Origin of the sequence: Tabrizicola fusiformis (assembly GCF_013328815.1) — a bacterium.
In the GTDB taxonomy this organism is placed as follows: Bacteria; Pseudomonadota; Alphaproteobacteria; order Rhodobacterales; family Rhodobacteraceae; genus Fuscibacter.
The window spans coordinates 1-20,467 of record NZ_JABUHN010000020.1; the positions used below are offsets into that span (position 1 = coordinate 1).

At 62.0% G+C, this 20,467-nt stretch carries 24 protein-coding genes and 1 pseudogene; 10 read left to right on the top strand and 15 right to left on the bottom strand.

Annotated elements, in window-relative coordinates; all coding sequences use genetic code 11:
• The 5 genes and pseudogenes from HS053_RS19925 to HS053_RS19950 all read right to left on the bottom strand — a co-directional run.
• Positions 1 to 376 (bottom strand): hypothetical protein (locus tag HS053_RS19925; protein ID WP_241699959.1); only part of this gene is annotated, 376 nt, incomplete at its 3' end.
• A gap of 67 nt (positions 377 to 443) precedes the next feature.
• Positions 444 to 992, bottom strand: coding sequence for a hypothetical protein (locus tag HS053_RS19930; protein ID WP_174213002.1), 549 nt, complete (start codon positions 990 to 992; stop codon positions 444 to 446).
• 313 nt (positions 993 to 1,305) lie between these two features.
• Positions 1,306 to 1,656 (bottom strand): annotated as a pseudogene (locus HS053_RS19940) (DUF6915 family protein); the annotation flags it as partial.
• A gap of 11 nt (positions 1,657 to 1,667) precedes the next feature.
• Positions 1,668 to 2,153, bottom strand: coding sequence for a DUF6878 family protein (locus HS053_RS19945; RefSeq protein ID WP_174213003.1), 486 nt, complete (start codon positions 2,151 to 2,153; stop codon positions 1,668 to 1,670).
• Positions 2,154 to 2,363: 210 nt separating this feature from the next.
• Positions 2,364 to 2,528, bottom strand: a complete 165-nt coding sequence (locus HS053_RS19950; protein ID WP_174213004.1) for a hypothetical protein — start codon at positions 2,526 to 2,528, stop codon at positions 2,364 to 2,366.
• 854 nt (positions 2,529 to 3,382) lie between these two features.
• Here HS053_RS19950 and HS053_RS19955 point away from each other — a divergent pair.
• On the top strand, positions 3,383 to 4,276 hold the full coding sequence (locus tag HS053_RS19955) for a mechanosensitive ion channel family protein (protein WP_174213005.1): 894 nt from the start codon (positions 3,383 to 3,385) through the stop codon (positions 4,274 to 4,276).
• Here the strand turns inward: HS053_RS19955 and HS053_RS19960 are convergent.
• The 3 genes from HS053_RS19960 to HS053_RS19970 all read right to left on the bottom strand — a co-directional run bounded on the left by HS053_RS19960 (position 4,254) and on the right by HS053_RS19970 (position 7,187).
• Positions 4,254 to 4,976, bottom strand: coding sequence for a spermidine synthase family protein (locus HS053_RS19960; RefSeq protein ID WP_174213006.1), 723 nt, complete (start codon positions 4,974 to 4,976; stop codon positions 4,254 to 4,256). The two genes, HS053_RS19955 and HS053_RS19960, sit on opposite strands and share 23 nt — an antisense overlap.
• Before the next feature lie 331 nt (positions 4,977 to 5,307).
• On the bottom strand, positions 5,308 to 5,631 hold the full coding sequence (locus HS053_RS19965; RefSeq protein ID WP_174213007.1) for a DUF736 domain-containing protein: 324 nt from the start codon (positions 5,629 to 5,631) through the stop codon (positions 5,308 to 5,310).
• A gap of 656 nt (positions 5,632 to 6,287) precedes the next feature.
• Positions 6,288 to 7,187 (bottom strand): AraC family transcriptional regulator, encoded by a 900-nt coding sequence (locus HS053_RS19970; RefSeq protein WP_174213008.1) that lies wholly within the window; start codon positions 7,185 to 7,187, stop codon positions 6,288 to 6,290.
• 176 nt (positions 7,188 to 7,363) lie between these two features.
• Between HS053_RS19970 and HS053_RS19975 the strand changes: the two genes are divergently transcribed.
• The 7 genes from HS053_RS19975 to HS053_RS20005 all read left to right on the top strand — a co-directional run bounded on the left by HS053_RS19975 (position 7,364) and on the right by HS053_RS20005 (position 13,259).
• Positions 7,364 to 8,401 carry an aldo/keto reductase gene (locus HS053_RS19975; RefSeq protein WP_174213009.1) on the top strand — a complete coding sequence of 346 codons (1,038 nt, stop codon included), beginning with the start codon at positions 7,364 to 7,366 and terminating at the stop codon, positions 8,399 to 8,401.
• Between the two features lie 116 nt (positions 8,402 to 8,517).
• On the top strand, positions 8,518 to 9,075 hold the full coding sequence (locus HS053_RS19980) for a DJ-1/PfpI family protein (RefSeq protein ID WP_174213010.1): 558 nt from the start codon (positions 8,518 to 8,520) through the stop codon (positions 9,073 to 9,075).
• Between the two features lie 25 nt (positions 9,076 to 9,100).
• Positions 9,101 to 9,463 carry a ribbon-helix-helix domain-containing protein gene (locus HS053_RS19985; protein WP_174213011.1) on the top strand — a complete coding sequence of 121 codons (363 nt, stop codon included), beginning with the start codon at positions 9,101 to 9,103 and terminating at the stop codon, positions 9,461 to 9,463.
• 156 nt (positions 9,464 to 9,619) lie between these two features.
• Positions 9,620 to 10,735, top strand: coding sequence for a protein adenylyltransferase Fic (fic, locus tag HS053_RS19990; protein ID WP_198838575.1), 1,116 nt, complete (start codon positions 9,620 to 9,622; stop codon positions 10,733 to 10,735).
• Positions 10,736 to 10,903: 168 nt separating this feature from the next.
• On the top strand, positions 10,904 to 11,575 hold the full coding sequence (locus HS053_RS19995; RefSeq protein ID WP_174213012.1) for a hypothetical protein: 672 nt from the start codon (positions 10,904 to 10,906) through the stop codon (positions 11,573 to 11,575).
• A gap of 11 nt (positions 11,576 to 11,586) precedes the next feature.
• Positions 11,587 to 12,027, top strand: coding sequence for a hypothetical protein (locus HS053_RS20000; protein ID WP_174213013.1), 441 nt, complete (start codon positions 11,587 to 11,589; stop codon positions 12,025 to 12,027).
• Between the two features lie 11 nt (positions 12,028 to 12,038).
• Entirely contained in the window at positions 12,039 to 13,259 is a 1,221-nt protein-coding gene (locus tag HS053_RS20005; protein ID WP_174213014.1) for a hypothetical protein, read from the top strand.
• A 198-nt stretch (positions 13,260 to 13,457) separates the two neighbouring features.
• On the opposite strand, the gene HS053_RS20010 is transcribed toward HS053_RS20005, so the two are convergent.
• From HS053_RS20010 to HS053_RS20030, 5 genes are all read right to left on the bottom strand, one after another.
• Positions 13,458 to 14,009: a hypothetical protein gene (locus tag HS053_RS20010; protein WP_174213015.1), complete on the bottom strand. Its 552-nt coding sequence runs from the start codon at positions 14,007 to 14,009 to the stop codon at positions 13,458 to 13,460.
• An 82-nt stretch (positions 14,010 to 14,091) separates the two neighbouring features.
• Positions 14,092 to 14,376, bottom strand: a complete 285-nt coding sequence (locus tag HS053_RS20015; protein WP_174213016.1) for a hypothetical protein — start codon at positions 14,374 to 14,376, stop codon at positions 14,092 to 14,094.
• A 250-nt stretch (positions 14,377 to 14,626) separates the two neighbouring features.
• The gene (locus tag HS053_RS20020; protein ID WP_458358912.1) at positions 14,627 to 15,121 is read right to left on the bottom strand and encodes an antitoxin of toxin-antitoxin stability system; all 495 of its coding nucleotides are present in this window, start codon (positions 15,119 to 15,121) and stop codon (positions 14,627 to 14,629) included.
• Between the two features lie 300 nt (positions 15,122 to 15,421).
• Positions 15,422 to 16,732 (bottom strand): MFS transporter, encoded by a 1,311-nt coding sequence (locus HS053_RS20025; protein WP_174213017.1) that lies wholly within the window; start codon positions 16,730 to 16,732, stop codon positions 15,422 to 15,424.
• A 10-nt stretch (positions 16,733 to 16,742) separates the two neighbouring features.
• The gene (locus HS053_RS20030) at positions 16,743 to 17,000 is read right to left on the bottom strand and encodes a metal-sensing transcriptional repressor (protein WP_174213018.1); all 258 of its coding nucleotides are present in this window, start codon (positions 16,998 to 17,000) and stop codon (positions 16,743 to 16,745) included.
• 456 nt (positions 17,001 to 17,456) lie between these two features.
• Here HS053_RS20030 and HS053_RS20035 point away from each other — a divergent pair, with 456 nt between their 5' ends.
• Both HS053_RS20035 and HS053_RS20040 read left to right on the top strand, forming a co-directional pair.
• Positions 17,457 to 18,188: a HupE/UreJ family protein gene (locus HS053_RS20035; protein WP_370584896.1), complete on the top strand. Its 732-nt coding sequence runs from the start codon at positions 17,457 to 17,459 to the stop codon at positions 18,186 to 18,188.
• A 9-nt stretch (positions 18,189 to 18,197) separates the two neighbouring features.
• Entirely contained in the window at positions 18,198 to 19,004 is an 807-nt protein-coding gene (locus HS053_RS20040; protein WP_233093034.1) for a hypothetical protein, read from the top strand.
• A gap of 142 nt (positions 19,005 to 19,146) precedes the next feature.
• Here HS053_RS20040 and HS053_RS20045 read toward each other — a convergent pair whose 3' ends face one another.
• Positions 19,147 to 19,470: a DUF736 domain-containing protein gene (locus HS053_RS20045; RefSeq protein WP_174213019.1), complete on the bottom strand. Its 324-nt coding sequence runs from the start codon at positions 19,468 to 19,470 to the stop codon at positions 19,147 to 19,149.
• A gap of 621 nt (positions 19,471 to 20,091) precedes the next feature.
• Entirely contained in the window at positions 20,092 to 20,406 is a 315-nt protein-coding gene (locus HS053_RS20050) for a hypothetical protein (RefSeq protein WP_174213020.1), read from the bottom strand.
• Between the last annotated feature and the right edge of the window lie 61 nt (positions 20,407 to 20,467).

The window sequence follows — 20,467 nt, forward strand, 5'->3', positions numbered from 1 at the left end:
ATGACCGCATGGCCAAGGCCAACGCTCTAAAGCGTGGGCACTGGCCATGCGGCATAATCCTGATCCCGGCATAATATGCCTTATGCCGAATTCGGCATAAGGCGTATTGCATCCCCCACAGACCGGTCAGGCCGAACTCTTTCGCACAGCGCAGCACGAATTTGAGGACGTGCTCGGCGTCGCCATTGCCGCCATCGTGGATCCAGAGCCAGGTGCCGCCCTGCTCCGGCTGGATCGAAAGCAGAAACCCGTTGGCAGGCGGGTCCTCAGCCGCGTTCTCGTCGGAAAGCGCGGTGTAGAGTTCCAGCGCGCGGACAGCATTCTCGGAAGAGCCTATGTCGAGCAAGCAGGAAAAATGGGTGAAATAGTCGGCCATGGTGATCTCCAGACAGTATAAGGCCCGGTGCTGGACCGGGCCGGGGGGATGGGAAACAGGGTGATGCTCAGGCGGCCTGCGGCAGGCGCAGCAGATCGGCGGCAATCTCGCGCCAGGCAGGATCGACCAGCCGCGCCTCCAGCACCGCAGCGCGGTGGCGCAGGACGCAAGCCTCCACCGGGTCCGAGGCGCGGAACGCCATGCCGCGCAACCGGCTGGCCTCGGTCACGATCTGGCGGGCCTCGGAATCTGAAGCGACTGGCGGCTGCCAGAGGATGAGACCGGCGCGGATTTCGCCGGAGAGGACCAGGCCGTGCTCATGGTCCTGGATCAGCATGAGGCGCGGGTTGAACTGCCGGAAGCCGTCAGGCGCTGTGCAGATGTCGCCGCTCGACAGGTGCAGGGCTGCAAACTGCATCGCCTCCTGGGGCGACGAAGTTTCTTCGAGCAGGATCACCCGGTCAAAACTTTGGGCATCGTCACCATCATCATGGCTGGCCTGCCCAAGGCAGGAGATGCGCAGCGGCATCTTTTGCGCCTGCCGGAGCGCAGGCAGTACCTTGGTCGTAACGATCTGGCCAATGGAACGGAAGCTGTCGGGGCGGGCAAAGGTCATCGGGAGCACTCCATGACGGGCGCCGGAAAGCCTCTCTCTCCAGCCCTGAACCCGTCACGGCTGAACCACCCGACCTCTGCCTCACCCCTCAGTCGGGACCAATCTCCGCCTCCTGACTATTCCCGGCGCCTGCTGCCGCATGGGCTGCCAGCATCTGGCGATAGAACCGGCGTCGCGAGAGGCGCAAAGATGAATCCCGTCGGATCGAAGGGTGCATGGCCCGGGCGGCAGCACGCAGCACAGTGAACCTGCCCGCATCAGCCGAGACCCCGAGAACATCGTAAATGGGGTCCGTCTTAGAACCGGAGGCTGGAAGGGCTGGCTCCACCTCCGCCTTGATCTGCACCGTCCGCCCCATCCAGGGTGCGGGCTGGATCGCCCGAGCCCAGTCGGCGAAACTCGGGATATGCCGCAGATCCTCGCGGACATGCTGCTCACCGACCCACCGGGTCGGGATAACCCGCCCGGACGAGAGTGTGATCGTCGGGCCGAAGATCGTCTCTGCCATGAATATGCCCTCCGCATGATGGCGCAGGGCGCGATGCCGGAAGTCCGCCAGGATTTCCTTCGAGGCATCGAACCAGTTGTGAACCGGCAGGTAATCTTCGACCGCGCCGCCCCATTTCTTCACCGAGGACAGCGCATGATGATAAGGATGTGCCATGGTGCCCTCCCTCAGAATCGGTGGCTGTAGAGTTCGCTGCTGGTGAACCGCTCGTTGTAATCGAGCAGGATCGTTCCGGCCGCAGCGTCGAAGTGGAACTCTCCGAAGGCGCCATCGCAGTTCTCCCAACCGCCATGGCTGTCTGACAGGAGATCATAGGCGAGGGTCTCGACCGCCTCGGCCAGTGACATGGTGCTGGTTGCGATCTCGCTGATACCCCAACTGACGCGGGCAAGCGCAATCTCCCCTTCCGGAATCGGCACCACGACATCGCCCTGCCTGGCGTCGATGTCTTCGATTTGTCCGCTGTCACCGCCACCGTCGAAGGTCACGATGATCTCGGTGATGCCCGCAGCCCGCATGGCCGCAAACAGGGTCTCCTTGTTTTGCGCCACCGCGGTGGTGCTAAGCGTCTGATGCTCCATCTGCGCGGCCTCGAAACGCGCCATGGTGGCGGTCAGGCTGATCTCGGACTTTACGGCTAGATCATGGGTCATGGGGTTTCTCCTGAGAGCGAAGGGAAGGGCGAAGCCGACCGGCGCTCTCTCTGGAACCGGAAGGCTCGCCCGTCCCGGATCCCTCCTCGACCTCTCCTCCGCCGGATCCAATCCGGCTCCGTTGCCGGACGGCACGCAAGGCCGTGCGACCGGTCTCCGGGTGCGCAGTGCTGTCTGCGCACCCGGAAGGGGTGAGGCGCTTCTCGCGCCTCACTGCCAGGGGTCGATTTCGAGGGTGATGAGGCTCTCATCGCCATCGTATTCATCAGCGGGCATGGCGGCATGGCTGCCATCGCCAGCCTGAAACACGACGATCGAGACCATCAGCGTGGTGGCGAGGCTGGCGGCGAAAGCGGTGGCATCTTTCTTGGACATGGGACTGGCTCCTGTCTTTGGAGACGAGGGACCATCCCCCGCTCGACAGGCGCCCGAAGTGTCTGACCGGATCTGCAATCACCCTCGGGCGTTCGGACTCTTTCCGAATCCCCGAGGGCGGCACGCAAAGCGTCAAGCCGACCCCTTGCGGGTTGATTTCTAAGAGGCGGATCAGACCAAGGTTAGCGAATGGAAGCGGGAATGGGGCATTGCATCGGACAGGAGCCAGATCCCGTCACAGGATGCCGCAGCAGCCGCCAGTCCTGACACCACGCTGATCAGGGAGTCGATGTTTCGGGCCTGCTGGGGGCCATCCCACTTTGCTGTTGAATATGATGGAGGTGAAGCTTCCAACTGGCGATCCCTGGCATGGCTCATACGCAGCAGCCTCTTCCCCGGGCGCCCAGGCATTCCACCTGCCGATCTGGCAAAAGCACTAATAGATCAAGGCATTGAAATAATTTCAAAAAGTCCCATATAGGCTTTACGGGCAGAAGGCCCGTCACCCCCCGACCAGAGGTATGTCGATGAGCCGCTCCGGCTTCAACTTAACGAATATGCGCACCGAACAGGCGCATGGATCACCCCGGCTTCGATAGCCCGACCTGATGGCGGACGGCGAGGCCGGGGTTCTTCTCCCGTTCCAGACCCAGCCTGAAGGTTCCCACCATGTATCGCGCCCTGTTGCCTCCCGTTTGTCCCGCCTGCGGCGAGGATGTGCCCCGTGCCGCCGCCCATCGTTGTCCGATCTGCCTGATCCCCTTCGCGGGGGCATCGACCCAAATAAAGCGCCCGCGACCGATCCGGCCCTCACGGCTCGAAGCCGCAAGACCTCATCGGGCGGGGGATACGGAATGACAAAGGCAGAGGCACCGATCCCTTCGCTGAGACTTGTCGCATTGACTGCAGCACTGGCGCTGTTCGCTATGTTCGGGGAGCCGCTACTGCGCCTGCTTCCGGAAGGCGAGCGCTGGTGGTCGCTGTCGCGAAACAGTGCCATGGCGCTCGTGCTGTTCCTTGGCGCATATCTTGTCCATGCCGGTAGCGCCGCGCGGCTGACCCGCAGGAAGAAGGGTGTCCGGCCTGTGCCCAAGGTGGCGTTAGACCTGCTGCGTGTCGCGCTCTTTGCTGTGGCGACGCTGGCCAGTCTGTCGCTGTTCTTCCGTCACGATCTGTCAGGGATCCTGACCGGATCGGGGTTGGTGCTGGCAGTCCTCGGCTTTGCGATCCGCAATGTCGTGGCCGATACATTTTCCGGCCTCGCACTTGGGTTGGAGGCACCGTTCCGCATCGGCGACTGGGTCAGCATCGACGGGTTGGCTCAGGGCCGGGTGCAGGAGATCGGCTGGCGCAGCACCCGGCTGATCACCCGTGACAGTACACATGTCATCCTGCCCAACAGCCAGATCTCGCGCCAGAAGATCACCAATTTCAGCGCACCGCGCCCGGAATACCGCGATCATGTCGAGTTGACCCTGCCCGTGACGCTGCCGGTGGCTGAGGCCCGCAGCCAGATCGATGCCGCTTTGCAGGGGGCCGAGACCATATTGCCGGGCAAGAAGCCCGAGATACAGGTTGCGCGCTTTGGTCTGCAGGGCATCACGTTCCGGGTAAAATACTGGGTGCCCCGGCATGACCTGGAGGCAGCATGCCGAGACGAGGTCTTCAGCCGGATCGACGCCCGCCTGCGCGCAGAGGGTGTCGTGCTGATGGTGCTCCCCGAGGCTATGGAAACGCGGGTTCCCTGAGCGGGTGGGGAGTGGCCGGACGCGCCGCGACCGCCGGCACTTTGGCCAGATAGATGTGGTGGAAGGCGTCAACCCGTCCGCCGGGCAATTGCACATCCTCACGGCTCCAGTCCCAGCCATCCGCATCGAGACGATCCTCGAACGGATCGGAAATCTCGGCGGACCAGAACGCCGCGATCCCGCCGGGGCGCAGGGCACGCCGCACGGCTGCGAGCCCCGTTTGCGCATAGAGCCGAGTGTTGTCCGCCCGTACGGTGAAATCCGGCCCGTTGTCGGTATCCATCAGGATAACATCAAATGCAGCGGGGCTGACCTGCAGCAGGTCCATCACATCCATGATGCGCAGATCTGTGCGTGGATCGTCCAAGGGGTTGCCCGCCAGATGCGCCAGAGGCCCCGCATTCCACGCGCCAATCGCCGGAATGAGTTCGCAGACGGTCACGCGGGCCTCTAGCCCCAGCAGATCCAGCGCAGCGCGCAGAGTAAAGCCCATGCCCAGGCCGCCAATCAGGACTGAGGCTTCGGCATCGCCATGCCGCCGGATGCTGCGCTCGGCAAGGACGGCCTCGGAACGCCAGGTCAGGTTCGACATCAGTTCGATGCCGTTGAAGCGGATCTCATAGATCTCGCCGCGTTGTCGCAAAATGATGTCGTCCCCCGCCGCCATCATGGCGCGGTCCAGTTCGGTCCAGAGTGTCATGGCGTATCCCTTCAGCGCCCAAGGGGCGGCTGGTCATTGATGTCGTAAAGGATTGGGGCTGTCCGTTGCTTCAGTGCAGGGACAACCCGCGCACATGGCGGGCTCTGGATCCGATCAGCAGCGGGAAAAGTGCTGCGCGGCATATGCGGTCATCGGGCTGCATACGCGTATTATGACGCAACGTATGGGAGAAAGACAGATACGGTCACGAACGTGATCGAAATACGGTCAGCAACGATGGCAATGACCGATGAATGGGTCGCAACGTCACTGGCCCGCTGTGCTGTAAAGCCAGGGCCCCGGCCTTTTGGCCGGGGCCCTAGTTGGGGGGTCAGTCCCCCCGGCGGCTGTTGGGCCGCGACCAGATCAAGCTGTAGCTCTCGCCGTCCTCGTCATCGAAGAGGTTGGCGAAGATCGGATGCGAGAAGCTCGGATCGTCCAGCTTCAGGCCCAGATACTCGCGCCCTTCGTTCGAGCGTTTCGTCCAGGCGGCACCGATCTCCGCGCGGCCGACCAGGATCCGGTGCGAGGGCGCGTTCTCGCCATTGGCCCGCAGGTCGGGGACGATGCGCACGCCCTTGGCTTGCACGCTCAGGGTGACGATTTCGCCGGTGTAGTCGTTGCCGGTCTTCTTGAAGGTGCCGATGGTCGCCATTGTCTGTCTCCATTCTCTTGTGTTCGGGTCCGCTCCAGTGCGGCCTCGATGGCGATCGAAAGGCCGGAGACGACCGATGACGCACCCCCGCAGGGGGCCCGACAGCACAGGAGGAACTTTCTTGCTCCGCGCGGAATGGCGGCATCGCCGACAGGGGAAGAAAGTTGGGACGACGCTGTTGCGTCAAAGCGGTCGAAGCGCATAGCGCTGCTCTTCGGCCAGATCAGCCCATCACAGAGGACACATGCGAGCGGTCCCAACATCACCAGAGAGACAGGAGACAGCGGCGCCCCTGAAGGAACCGTCGGGAGGACCCGACAGGCGACCACAGGCGATGGCCAATCCAACTGCGAAAAGGCATGGTTGCGCCCATGCCTGACCGATCTGCGGCTTCGGTACGCGCCATATCACACCATACCTGATCGGCCGCGCGGAGAGCGGCACAGACCGCCGTAACGCTCAACCGGCAAGAGACAGTGGGCCTGATGCGCGATCAATGCGGGCCGCTGGCCTTCAGAACCACGATGGACATAGCCGGAGCGAGATCAGGCCTGATCTGGTCACTGCCCGCCAGCGCAGGACGTGTGCGAGGAGTACTCGACAGGTCTCGCTCGAAAGGCCGGGGCCGGATTCGCCCCCAAAGCCTAAAGAACGCCTTACACATCGACCTGCGGCGTGAGGCTTCGCCGGATCTCTTGCCCATCCCGCCCAGGTGGCGATCCAAACAGGCGGCGATACTCGCGACTGAACTGCGACGGGCTTTCATAGCCGATGGCATAGCCCACCCGCGCCACATCCGTGCCGTCGGACAGCAGCAGCCGGCGCGCCTCCTGAAGGCGCAACTGCTTCTGATACTGCACCGGCGTCATCGCCGTCACGGCTTTGAAGTGCCGGTGGAATGTTGCGGGGCTCATTCCCGCGACATCGGCCAGTTGCCGCACGTTCAACTGATCCGCAAAGCCCTCGCGGATGCAGGCGATGGCACGACCGATCCGCGCCATATGACTGCCGGCAAGGCCGATCTGGCGCAGCGCCGGTCCCATCGATCCGTTCAGCAAGAGCCAGGTGATCTCCCGTCGGATCATGGGCGCAAGGATCGCAGTGTCGCGCGGCCGGTCGCAGAGCGCCAGCAGGCGGCAGAGAGGGTCGACAAGCTCCAGCTCAAAGGCATGAACCGCCAGCGCTGCCCTGGCCGGCGTCTCGTCTGCTCCCCCCAACTCCAGCAGCAGGTCGGAGATCGTTCCGGGATCGAGGGCAAGGCTGAAGGCCAGATAGGGGCGGTCCGGCGTCGCGCGGGTGATCTCGGCCCGGATCGGCACTTCCATCGACGCGATCAGGCATTTCCCTTCGTCATAGCGATAGGCACGATCACCGAGCATGCTGGTCTTGGCCCCCTGCACCACAACACAGAGCGAGGGGCGATAGACCGCATGGATCGGGCCGGTCGGTGCCGTGACCGAGGTCAGCAGAAGCCCATCAATCGGGGTTTCCCGGCCATGCGCTCGCCACTGGCGGGCGATCAGGTCCTTGAGCGGCGAGATGTCATAGGTGTCCATGTCCCGCAATCTAGCCCTCGGATCTGCAAGTCGCACCCCGAATTCCACGCGAATGAGAGGATCGTGCAAGGATATGCGAGGATCCGCGTCGCTGCGCTGAGGAGGGCTGCCCTATCTTCGCGGTGAACCGGCGGCGTTGCGCCTTCGGTCACCATCGCGACGCGAAAGGAACACCTATGCGGTATCGCACTCTCGGCCCAAGCGGCCTTCTGGTCTCGGAACTCTGCCTCGGCACCATGACGTTTGGCGGGTCGGACGGCATGTGGGGCCAGATCGGCCAGTTGCAGCAGGAGGAGGCAGACGGGCTGGTCAAGGCGGCCATTGATGCCGGTATCAATTTCATCGACACCGCCAATGTCTATGCGGGCGGCGCGAGCGAGCGGATCCTGGGTCAGGCGATCCGCAATCTCGGCATCCCGCGCGACGATGTGGTGATCGCGACCAAGGTGCTCGGCCCGATGGGCGATGGCCCGAATGCCCGGGGCGCCTCGCGCGCGCATATCATGACGCAGGCCAAGGCCAGCCTGTCGCGGTTGCAGATGGACCATATCGACCTCTACCAGATCCACGGCTTCGACCCGGTGACGCCGATTGCCGAGACGCTGGAAGCACTCGACACGCTCATCCGGCAGGGCCATGTCCGATATATCGGCCTGTCGAACTGGGCGGCCTGGCAGATCGTCAAGGCCATCGGCATTGCCGAGGCCCGCAAGCTGGCACCGATCCTGTCGCTTCAGGCCTATTACACGCTGGTCGGCCGCGACCTGGAGCGCGAGATCGCACCTATGCTGCGCGCCGAAGGCCTCGGGCTGATGGTCTGGAGCCCGCTGGCCGGCGGCTTCCTGTCGGGCAAATACAGCACCGGCACCACCGCAAATGACGGTCGCCGGGCGAGCTTCAACTTTCCGCCCGTTGATCTGGATCGGGGCGATGCGGCGATTTCGCTGATGCGTGAGATCGCCTCTGCCAAGGGCGTCTCAGTGGCGCAGGTGGCCCTCGCCTGGTTGCTGCACCAGCCTGTGGTGACCAGCGTGATCGTCGGCGCCAAACGGATCGAGCAGTTGCAGGACAATATCCGTTCGACCGAAGTCGCCCTATCCACCGAGGACCTGGCCGCACTCGACGCGGTGACGAAACTGCCGCCCGAATATCCCGGCTGGATGCTGGAACGGCAGTCTCAGTATCGGGCACCCTTCGCCCCGCAGAAGGGCTGATATCCGCATATCGCCCCGCCGCATCTGTGGCGGGGCGGCTGTAGTATTCCGCTAACACCCGCGGCACCGCCCCCTGCCCTATCCTCCCAGCACCGTCAGCAAAGGGAGGATGCGAGATGGCGAAGATCCTGATGATCACCGGCGATTTCACCGAAGACTATGAAACAATGGTCCCGTTCCAGACGTTGCTGGCCTGCGGCCACAGCGTCGATGCGGTTTGCCCGGGCAAAAAGGCGGGCGACACGGTCAAGACCGCGATCCATGATTTCGAGGGCGATCAGACCTATTCCGAGAAGCCCGGCCACAATTTCGCGCTGAACGCCGATTTCGACGGCGCAGATGCTGCAAGCTATGATGCGTTGGTGGTGCCCGGTGGCCGTGCGCCGGAATATCTGCGGCTGAACCCGGAGGTTCTGGCCAAGGTCCGGCATTTCTTCGAAGCGAACAAACCCGTCGCGGCGATCTGCCACGGCGCACAACTTCTGGCCGCCGCCGGAGTTCTCGAGGGCCGCACCTGTTCGGCCTATCCGGCCTGCGCCTATGAAGTCACCGCATCAGGCGGCACCTTCGCCGATATTGCGGTGACAGAAGCCGTCACCGATGGCAATCTGGTGACAGCGCCCGCCTGGCCTGCGCATCCCGCCTGGCTGAAACAGTTCATGACGATCCTCTGACTTGGGCGAGAAGGGAGGCCCCGCGATGTGCGAACTCTTCATCAAGGCCGATGCCGAACAGTGGCAAAGCCGCACCCACAGCTTGCGCATCGACGGGGTCGCCACCTCGATCCGGATCGAGAACCATTTCTGGGACACCCTGACCGAAATCGGGGCGCGCGACGGGATGACTGTCGCGCAACTCATCACTCGGCTCTGGCATGAGGCGATGGATGCCGATCACGACCTCGGCAATTTCACCTCGTTCCTGCGGGTCTGTTGCAACCGCTATCATGCGCTGATCGCTGCGGGTGAGATCTCGACGGATCTTTCGGTGCCAATCGCGAGCCATCCGGCCCGTGAGATCCTCGCGCGTGAGACTGCCCGTCGTAACCTGCGGGTAAACTGAGGGGCGCTTGCTCCGACAGCACCATGCGTCGATACGGCAGCGAGCGGGTATCCGGGCACGATCTCGCGACTTGCAAAATCCACGATGCGTCGATAGAAGTGGAATAAATCGACACGATATCCATACCTGTCGATAGCATCGACACATCAGCTTTGTATGTCGATCAGAACTCAGGTGATCGACATGGCCTTCCATCCCGACCGTCCCTTCAATGACCTCCCTGCGCTTCCACCAAAGCAGGACATCGAGACCAAAGCGGTCCTGAAAGCCTGTATCGCGGCGCGCGCGGCATTGGCTGAACTGCGAGTCTCCGGCCAGATCATCCCCAATCAGGCCGTGCTCATCAACTCAATCCCGCTGCTTGAAGCGCAGGCGAGTTCGGAGATCGAGAATATCGTCACGACCACCGACCGCCTGTTCCGCTTTGCCAATGATACCGGCGGACAGGCCGACCCTGCGACCAAGGAGGCGTTGCGTTATCGCACGGCCTTACACCGGGGGTTCGGCATGCTGGAGCAGCGCCCGCTCTCGTCAGCCATCGCGGTCGAAGTCTGCCGCACGATCAAGGGAGTTGCGCTCGACATCCGCAATACACCCGGCACCGCCCTGATGAACGACACCACCGGCGCCGTGATCTACACCCCGCCCGAAGGCGAAGACCTGCTGCGCGCCAAGCTCGCCAACTGGGAACGCTATATCCACGAGGCCGAGGAGATCGATCCGCTGATCCGCCTGGCCGTGATGCACTATCAGTTCGAGGCGATCCATCCCTTCATCGACGGCAACGGTCGGACCGGGCGCGTACTGAACCTGCTCTATCTGGTCGACAAGGGGCTGCTGGATATCCCGGTGCTGTACCTCAGCCGTCACATCATCCAGAACAAGGCCAGCTATTATCGGTATCTCCTTGAGGTCACCACACAGGGTGCCTGGGAACAATGGCTGCTGTTCATGCTGGAGGCGGTCCGCACAACGGCGGAATGGACAACCGGCAGGATCAGGGCGATCCGTGACCTTCTGGAACAGACGGCGGCACAGCTGCGCCAGAGTCAGCCGAAGATCTATTCACGGGAACTGGTCGAACTGATCTTCGTGAACCCCTATTGCCGGATCAGCGATCTGGTCGATTCCGGCGTCGCCAAACGCCAGACAGCCGCCGTCTATCTCAAGGCGATGGTTTCTGAAGGGCTTCTGGAAGAGGTCAAGATCGGGCGCGAGAACCTCTATATCAATCCTGCATTGCTGGCATTGCTGTCAGAGCCGCAACGATAGCCCGACCCTGGCGTCTCGTTGCGGCGCCACTCGCCTCGACCCGCGATGCGGCGGAGTATCGCCGCAATAGGCCTGAGGGCCTGCGTGAGGATGCCTTTTCAGCGTGGAATGTCTTACCTCTGTGCCTTGCAGACCTCATGCAGGTCGAGGCACTGAAGGGATCCGGTCATGCTGCCATACCGCCGCCTCGTCATCGGCTTCGGCGCTCTTGTGCTTGCCCTGTTGGTGGCCTCCTTATGGCGCAGCCCTGCCCCCTCTATGCCGGCCATCCCCGACACGGCGGCAATCACGCCGCAGGTCTTCTCGCAGTTGGCTGCTCATCTCGAGGGCCAGCGCCCGGCCGAGCGCGACAGGCTGCTCGACGCGTTGCAGGCTGCGATCAACCGCGATCCCGCTCAGATGATCGACGCGCTGGACCAGAGCGGCGGCGCAGCACTCAAGGCCTATACGATTGCTATGGTTGCCGCAGATAGAGCCGACACTCTCGGCAGACAGGCATATCTCGTGCTGAGGGGCGGCGACCCGCAGGCTTCGCCCCTGACCGCACTTGCTGTATCGGAGAGCCGGGATGGCGGGTTGTGGTATCCGCTGGCCGATGCGGCGGGCACATTCATCGGCGAAGTCGGCGCGGCGCTTGCGCAGGCGTCCGAACGCGAGGCCGGGTTTCTGACCCTCGCCACCGCACTGCAAACCGAGCCGCCGCATGACCAGGGCCGCCTTTATCAATGGCTGTTTGACGCGGCGACAATCCATGACGGTATCCGGCTGCAATCAGGCGCACTCCAAGCCTTCGGTCTTTCCTATGACAAGGCCACGCAAGACAGCGTGCTGATGCGCTGAGAGGAAAAAGCATGAAACATCTTCTGCCCCTGACCGCCTGCGCATTGATCGCATCGACCGCAACGGCACTCGCCCAAGGCAACCTGCCCCTTGGCGATTGGGAGGTCACCGCCGTCCGGTTGCAGGATCCTTCGCAAAGGATCACCGCGATTGTCGAAGACGATCCCAGCTATATGGGGGTGGTTCTGTCCATCACAGACGAGTCCATGATCTGGCGACCGAACGGATCAGTGCCGGCAAATACTGCGCTTGAGGATTGCCCCGGGCCGATCATCCTGCCCGCGGCCGAGACGCCCGACCCGATCCATGTCGCACCCGGAGCATTGGCCGTGCTGTGCGGCGATGGACAGGCCTGGGGACCGGGGACGGTCTATCTGTCAACTGCGCCGGGCGTCATGGAACTCTGGTGGTTCGACCAGGCGCTTCTGACGCTGGAACGTGTTTCGAAATGATCGCTCGAGCCATGCGGCACCTGTGTCTCTGGCTCTGTCTTCTCGGCAGCCCCGCCCTGGCCGAGGAGATCCGGATTGACGGTGCCAGCCTGAATTTGCCTGCGGGCTGGGATCTTTCGGCCGATGGCACAACCCGGCAATTGACCCGCAGCTTTCCCGAGGCCGCGGATGAGCGCGGTTCGGGCATGGCGACCATTGTCATCCTTGGCCCGTTCAATGAGGCCGGGGTAGCTTTCGACACGAACTTTCTGACCGTGGTCCGCAGCGGCCTGCCTGACCTTGCAACGGAAGACCCCGATACTGCCGAGCAAGGCGTCACAACCTCTGGCCAGGGCATCCGCGTTGATGCGCGCTGCTGCACCCGCCGCGATGGGGTCAGCTTTGCCCAGACACTGGTCGGTATCCATGATGACCGGCGACAGATGTTTCTGATGCTGGTGACTGGCGGCCTGCGCGGCATCAACCGCGAGGCGGCCGAAGCAGATTTCTCGGGGCTGGTGCGGTCGCTGAAGCTGAACCCCGGCGATGAGGGTTTTGCTCTGATCCCGGCACCGGGCGATGGCGGGCTGGAGGGCGTCTACACCCATCTCAGTTCCGGTCTTCAGATCAATGTCTTCGGCGGCATGGATTTCGTGTCGGAAAGCGAGATCCTCGTCTTTGACCGCCGCGGCAGATTCAGCACGGAACTGCCCACCGGCGGGCGCACGGTGTCGGAATATTGCGTCGATGACCCACTTCCCTGTGGTCTCTATTCCGTGGCGGGTGATCGCATCACCCTGCGCAGCGTCGCCAATGCCTATGGTCTTCTCGAGGAAGAGGTTCTGCCCTTCGCCCCGGACGGAGATGATCTGCTGATCGACGGAGAGACCCATTTCCGCGTGCCGCCCTTTCCCGCCGGAACGACCCTGAACGGCACATGGACCCATCTTTGGGCCGCCAGCGGCAATGGGATCGGATCCTCGACCAGCATGGCGAGCCAGCGCAGTCTGACGCTGCGGCCCGACGGCACATTCAGTCGCGAAGGCTGGTTCGGCGCAACCACGACATCCGAGACCGGCGGTGCAACCGTCTCGGGCGACCGGCCCGCCGAACGGGGTCGCTACGGCCTCGAGGACAATACCCTGACGCTTGAAGGAGATGACGGCACCATCCAGATGCTGAGCATCTTCGCCCCCGATATCGGTTCCGACGAACTTCTGGTCATCGATGGGCTGAATTTTCTGAAGGAATAGGACGGCGATCACGCAATAGAACTGGAGTACAGCTATGCTGCGCCCTCCGGCACAGCATCTGGCACGATGTTCTGGCGGCGGCCGTGTCAGGCATCCATTCAACACCCGGGGCAGTTCAAGGGCATCATTGATCAAATCCGAAGCCGGGGGCCTCTGCGAAAACTGCGGCGAACCCGCTTCACTTCTGGCAAAGTCGTGTTAGGTGAATTGATCGGTGTAGTAGCGCTCACCGCAGGTATCGCAGCGAAAGCAGGAGATCTCCGTCATCAATTCCGGCTCTCCTTCGCTCGCGAAGTCGCGCCCTCTTAGGGCCGGTCCCTGTTGCCAGTATCGGAGGGAACTCTGTACCGCCACCAATGCGGCATGATCGGTTGGTGAACCAGTGAACACGCACCATGTGCCGCAGCATATCGGCCAATCAAAGCGCTGGAGGAAGAGCGGGATATCGGGGAGACGGTGGTAGGCGGCCAAGGCTGCCTTCGGATCGGTTGCGAAATGGGCGATGAGCCGACTAGCCTCGAAGTCGTCGTTCCGTTCGACCGCGCTGCTGTTGATGCAGTCTGCGCAAAGCTCGAACACTTCGGGGTCGGTGGTGGCGAGTTCGGGGTTGGCCGCGCGTGACGGATCGACGATCACGCCCGGATAGCCGAAGACAGGCACATCCGCTCGCTCACAATATTGGCACCGCGCGTCCGGGTCATCGATCACGCGTTCGGCTTTTTCGGCAACATGCTCAAACAAGCGGTTCATCGCTGCTATACTCCTGCTTGCTCGGCAACAAGCTTTCGCTGAGCCCTTGCATGATATGTGATCTGCATGATGCGGACCATGCTCAGGTGATATGCTCCCGCACCCTCCAGGTACCGAGCCCTGCTGAACGCATCAGTTCATACCAAGGCTCTGCGTCCCGTAGTGTGAGCAAGGCCAGCCGCATTTCCAGAGGAAGGTAGAAATCATCACCCGCCCATAATTCGTGCCATCCGCCAATCACAGCGTCGATGTCATCGTGTGCGAGATGGCTGCTTTCAGCATAATAATCCTCATATGCCTCGGCCTGCGGCTCACCGGTTGCCTCGATATACTGGTGCCGTTCCAGCCCGAGCGACGCCAGTGGCATGGGCGAGAGCCCATGATCGCCACGCACGAGCGCCTCACGTGAATTGATATTCGTACCCTGGGGCCTCTCATCCTTGAGCCTCGCTCACAGGCAACCGCCATGCGATCTGGTTCCGAAGCCCCTTGACCGTTTCGTTGCCCGCGACCAACATTTCAGGCCAGATCCCGACCTCCTGCGTAGAAGATTGCGCAGGAACTCATCCCCTCGACGAGTACCGCGCCAGTTGCAAGTGTCACCAGGATGCCGGCGATCACCCGAAGCGGCGGCCGGTCTCGGTGAAGGTGCAGTCGTTAGCAGCGATGGTCTCACCCGAGGACAGATAGTCGTATTCGCGCTCCAACTGGTGGTAGAGCCAACGGGCCAGATCGTGCAGTGCCTCGATCACCGCTTCTTCTGCGTCGGCCGTCATATCCTGATGCGATGCGCTGTACCGCGCCACCGAGATCGCCATGCCGTACTCGTGGTTATAGTGGCTTCGATGGCGGACATCGGCGCGCAATTGGTAGAAATTGCATCGCTGGGCCGTCTGCAGCGCATCGGCGATGCGGTGCAGTTCCGCGCCTTGCGGCGCGTACTCCCTGATCCGGCAAGGCGCGCCCTTCCGGTAAGAAAGGTATGCTTCGAAGCAAGCCCCGTCGCCTTGCGACCAGAAACCACTGAACCAGATGCAGGGGTCATGACGTGTGCCGCCGCCCATGAGGCGGGTGGGCCGGGTCCTGAGGTCAAGACCGAGGATTTCTGCGATGCGCTGGAAATCCTCATCGGCGGCGTCATACCAGCCGTGATCGAAGCCGCACTTGCGTTACTAGGTGCGGGCCCTGTCGATTGCCCAATCGACCATCATCACCCGCCTGCGGCAGTTCGAGGATGATGTGAACGCCTGACGAGATGTTGCCGCACTCGGGCATCGACTGGTACAATAAAGCCGAAGCCACCGGCCTTTCGGCCAAGGCACAGGCAGCAGATGCGAAGAAGCGGTTACTCCCGACCCCTGCCTGACAGGGCCAGGAGGCGAGCCTGCCGCTCAGACCTTTGTCCTAGATGCTTATGTGCTTGCCCAGCGACGGTGCAAATCATCGATAATCAGGTCGTGCCGATGTTGACCAGTTACGCCATGGTCACACAGATGCGGATGATTCTCGGGCAGTTCGGGATGTTCATGCACGAGATCGGATGGATCACCGGCCGGCCATAGACGTAGCGCCAGCAGAACGCCCCCGAGTCCAATCAAAGACAGGACAATAGAGGTCGACTGCAGGCCAAACGCCGCTCCGAAGCGGCCGGCAAGCGGGTAGGTTATCAGCCAGCACGCATGAGACAGCGCGAATTGTGCCGCGAAAATCGCGGGTCGGTCCTGGGCGTGAGAGGAACGCCGCAGCAGACGGCCCGAGGGCGTCTGCGCCGCGCTGTAGCCAAAGCCGATCAACAGCCAGAGCGCAAGCAGAACGGGATAAGACTGAACCACCGCTCCCAAAGCCGTACCCGCCACCACGACCGCCGCCCCGGCTATCATAACCGGGCGATCGGCGATCCGATCAAGTAACGGCGGCAGCGCAAACGCCGCGATCATCGAGCCTCCACCAAAGGCGGCAAGCGCAAAGGCAACCTCTGATTCAGTCAGGCCGAAGCCGGATTTCACGATCACCACAGTGTTCACGATGACCATGGCACCGGCCGCAGCAACCGCCAGATTGATCGCCAACAAGCCACGAAGGCGCGGCGTCGCCAGGTAAAGCCTGAGGCCACGCGTTGTCTTGTCCCAGATCCTGCGGCGCGGGCCGGGGTCGGGGGTCGGAATCCTAACACTAACGACCAGCGCCGCAGATACGAGAAAGCCAATAACCGTCCCGGCAAACAAGCTGTGAAAGCTGATAATTGTCAAAAGAGCTGCGGCCAAAACGGGAGAAACAAGGCTTTCCAGATCATAGGCCAACCGCGAAAGCGACAATGCGCGAGTATAGTCTTCCTCTTCAGGGAGGATGTCAGGAATGGCAGCCTGAAAGGTCGGGGTAAACCCGGCAGAGGCCGCTTGTAGCGCGAAAATCAGCAGGTAAATCTGCCAAATTTCCGTAACGAACGGCAGACAGATCGCCACGGCGGCTCGGACCAGATCGAGCGCGACCATCAGGGATCGGCGAGGCAAACGGTCGGACAGCGCCTGAGCGACGGGGGCAACCCCGACGTATGCGATCATCTTGATGGCCAATGCAGTGCCCAACACCGCACCGGCATTTGCCCCCGCCATCTCATAGGCAAGCAAACCGAGAGCCACCGTCATCAACCCCGTTCCGACCAGCGCAATCACCTGCGCTGTGAACAGATGCCGATAGGTGCGGTTCTTCAGGATGCCGAGCATCTGCGATCCTCTAGAGAAGTTTGGTGAGCGCTTTCATTTCAGCCAGGACCTCACCCGCATCGTGGTCCAGACAGTGATCAATATGGTCATGGATCAGCATCCGCTTAGCGGCAGTCACCGCGCTCTCGACCGCAGTCAGTTGGCGCGCGATGTCCAGACACGGCTCGCCTCCCTCGATCATGGCGATGACGTGCCGCATATGCCCTTCGGCACGTTTCAACCTCTTGATGAGGTCAGGATGGGTTGCATGGCGGTGCGGTTCTGTCATATCACAATGCGTATCCCCCCCGGGGGGATATAGCAAGTGTCGAATGAACCGGATCGATGACGCCAGGAAAGTCACAGAGCTCAGGCATGCGCGCAATCATGGCCAGATGGATCGTGATTGCGACACTGCTGTGCTTTGCACTGGCTCCGATCATTGTTTCTTTGACGCACGGCCCAGCCGTTGGCGCGGCATCAGCCGAAACCCTGGCCCACGGACATTCCCATATCGCTTCCGATAAGGCCGGTGGCCACGACGCCACAGATCACGAACATCAGCTTTCCGCGCTGGTGCCGCCGCCTGTCGCAAGCGAGAGCTTCAGAGATCGTGCTCCAGTCGCGCTGACAGAACGAACGGCAGGGCCTGACAGGCAAGAGGGGCTACGACGACCTCCGCGTATCTGAATGAAACCGCGCATCATCCGCGCTTTCGGGAAATTCGGATACAAAGGACCACTCAATGAAACTCGACTTCGGCAGGAAGTCGGCCACCAGGAGCATGGGGGCCAGGCTTTGGCCTGTGCTCGCTCTGGCTGTGGCCGGACTTCTGGCTCTCACCCAAACTGTGCTGGCGCATGGCGTCACATTAGGGGATCAGGGCTATATATCTGAAATATACGGAGTAAAAATACTCCCGTTCATGTATCTCGGGGCCAAACACATGGTCACAGGATACGATCACCTCCTGTTTCTGTTCGGGGTGATCTTCTTCCTCCACGGAGCGAAGCAAATCGCGGGCTATGTCAGCCTGTTCGCCATAGGTCACTCGACCACGATGCTCGCCGGGGTCTATTTCGGCATTGGCATCAACGGCTACATCATCGACGCCCTCATCGGCTTTTCCGTCGTCTACAAGGCTCTCGACAATCTGGGGGCCTTCCCGCTCTGGTTCGGGTTCCAACCAAATACCAAAGCAGCCACACTGCTGTTCGGCTTCATGCATGGCTTCGGCCTGGCGTCAAAAGTCCTTGACTACAATATTGCCCGGGACGGTCTGGTCCCCAATCTTCTGGCATTCAATGTCGGGGTCGAGATCGGACAGATCATTGCCCTGCTGGCGATCCTGCTGTTCATGAACCACTGGCGCGCGACCCGCGCCTTCGGCCGGCAGGCCTACACAGCCAATATACTGATGATGACCGCCGGCTTTGTTCTCATGGGCTATCAGATTACCGGATTTTTTGTGGCATAGGGGAAGAACATGAACCGTTTCAACATACATGAGGCCCCGCCGATCCCGCAAACCGGCGGCCTGCGCGCGGAACCACGTCACAGCAATGGCCGGAAATCCGATCAGCCATCAACTGACCTGCCATCCGGTATTTCTGGCAGGGGATTGATCCGTTCAACGTTGAAGGCAGGGGCCGGCGCCGCTGTGATCCTGGTCCTCTTCGTGCTGCCTGCAGAATTCGGGATAGATTTTACAGGGGTGGGTCGCGCTCTTGGCCTGAAGGAGATGGGCGAAATCAAGGGGCAACTCGCGGCAGAAGCAGCTGCCGATGAAGCTGCAGCGGCAACCAACCCGCAAATTGCAGCGCGCCTGGACGCAATTGACGCCCAGTTGAGCGACATAGCAGCACTGCTGATTTCAGCGCCATTAACTCCACCGCAAGTCGCTCCGGTAGTCGATCCCGCCGGGGCATCGGCACCAAATGCTGTGGCCACTGATGAGATGCCCCCATCTGCAAACGACGGAACATGGCGGGACGACCTTTCGGTAGTTCTTGCACCAGGGGAAGGAATCGAAATCAAACTGGCAATGACGGGAGGACAGATTGCCAGGTTCGAGTGGTCAGCAAACGGTGGCGTTTTGAATCACGACACCCATGGCGATGGTGGAGGACAGAATGTGACCTATGCACAGGGGCGGGGCATCTCAGGTGAGGTGGGCGAACTTACAGCAAACTTTACCGGAAATCATGGCTGGTTCTGGCGAAACCGGAGCGATGCGCCAGTTACCCTGACGCTGCGTACCGGAGGTCAGTATAGCCGGTTCATTCAACCGTAACCCCATCGCAGTCGGGATTTGCACCTCTCACGAGATGCGCAAACGCAATCCCGGATGCAAAGACGGGATGCCGCAACCGGCCCGGTTCCGAATTTGCGCACATCAGGCCCCGGTCTTTTCGACCGGGGCCCTGGTGGGGGGGTCAGTCCCCCCGGCGGCTGTTGGGCCGCGACCAGATCAAGCTGTACGCCTCGCCATCCTCGTCAGCGAAGAGGTTGGCGTAGATCGGATGCGCGAAGCTCGGATCGTCCAGCTTCAGGCCCAGATACTCACGCCCCTCGTTCGAGCGTTTCGTCCAGGCGGCACCGATCTCCGCGCGGCCGACCAGGATCCGGTGCGAGGGGGCGTTCTCGCCCGAGGCCCGCAGATCGGGGATGATGCGCACGCCCTTGGCCTGCACGCTCAGGGTGACGATCTCGCCGGTGTATTCGTTGCCGGTCTTCTTGAAGGTGCCGATGGTCGCCATTGTCTGTCTCCATTCTCTCGTGTTCGGGCCCGCTCCAGTGCGGCCTCGATGGCGATCGAAGGGCCGGAGACGACCGATGACGCACCCCCGCAGGGGGCCCGACAGCACAGGAGGAACTTTCTTGCTCCGCGCGGAATGGCGGCATCGCCGACAGGGGAAGAAAGTTGGGACAACGCTGTTGCGTCAAAGCGGTCGAAGCGCATAGCGCTGCTCTTCGGCCAGATCAGCCCATCACAGAGGACGCATGCGAGCGGTCCCAACCCCACCAGAGAGACAGGAGACAGCGGCGACCCTGAAGGAACCGTCGGGAGGACCCGACAGGCAACCTCCGGCGATATCAACTTGTTAGCGGGCAGCTACGGTTGCGCCCCCTTCACCGACCTGCGGCCCTAGCGGCGCAATGCCACACTGGACCTGATCGGCGGCCGGGAGGGCACAAGCCGCCGCAACGCTCGACCGGGAAGAGACAGTGAACCTGATGCGCGATCAATGCGGGCGACCGGTCCTCCGAACCCGTGATGGCCGAGGCCGGAACGAGGAAAGGCCTGATCCCTACCCGGCCACGGCGGCACGGTGCGTTGAATCCCCACCAGGGCCTCGGTTCGAAAGGCCGCGGTCGGCTCACCGGACCGCATCCCATAAGCCTTCCGTGATTTCGCGGGCAATCATCGCGCGGGCGTTCTGCATCACATCATCGCCGCTGGTGTCGATATGGCCGTAGAAGCGCGCCCGCCCAACATCGACCAGCCAGTCGGCATAGCGGCAGTATTCACGGCGTTCAAGGCGGAAGACCCGCAGATCCTCGGCCCAATGGGGCTTGGGTTCAATGACGACCGTGATGCCGTCGCGGCTCTCGATCCATGGCAGACAACGCTCTGCCGGTGGATTCATACGGTCTTCTGCGAAGATCGCGTCGATGGTGATCGTTCCGGGCATGGGCGAAAGCTCCAAAAGAAAAGCCCGGTCATAAGGACCGGGCAGACTGAGGGGTTGGGTA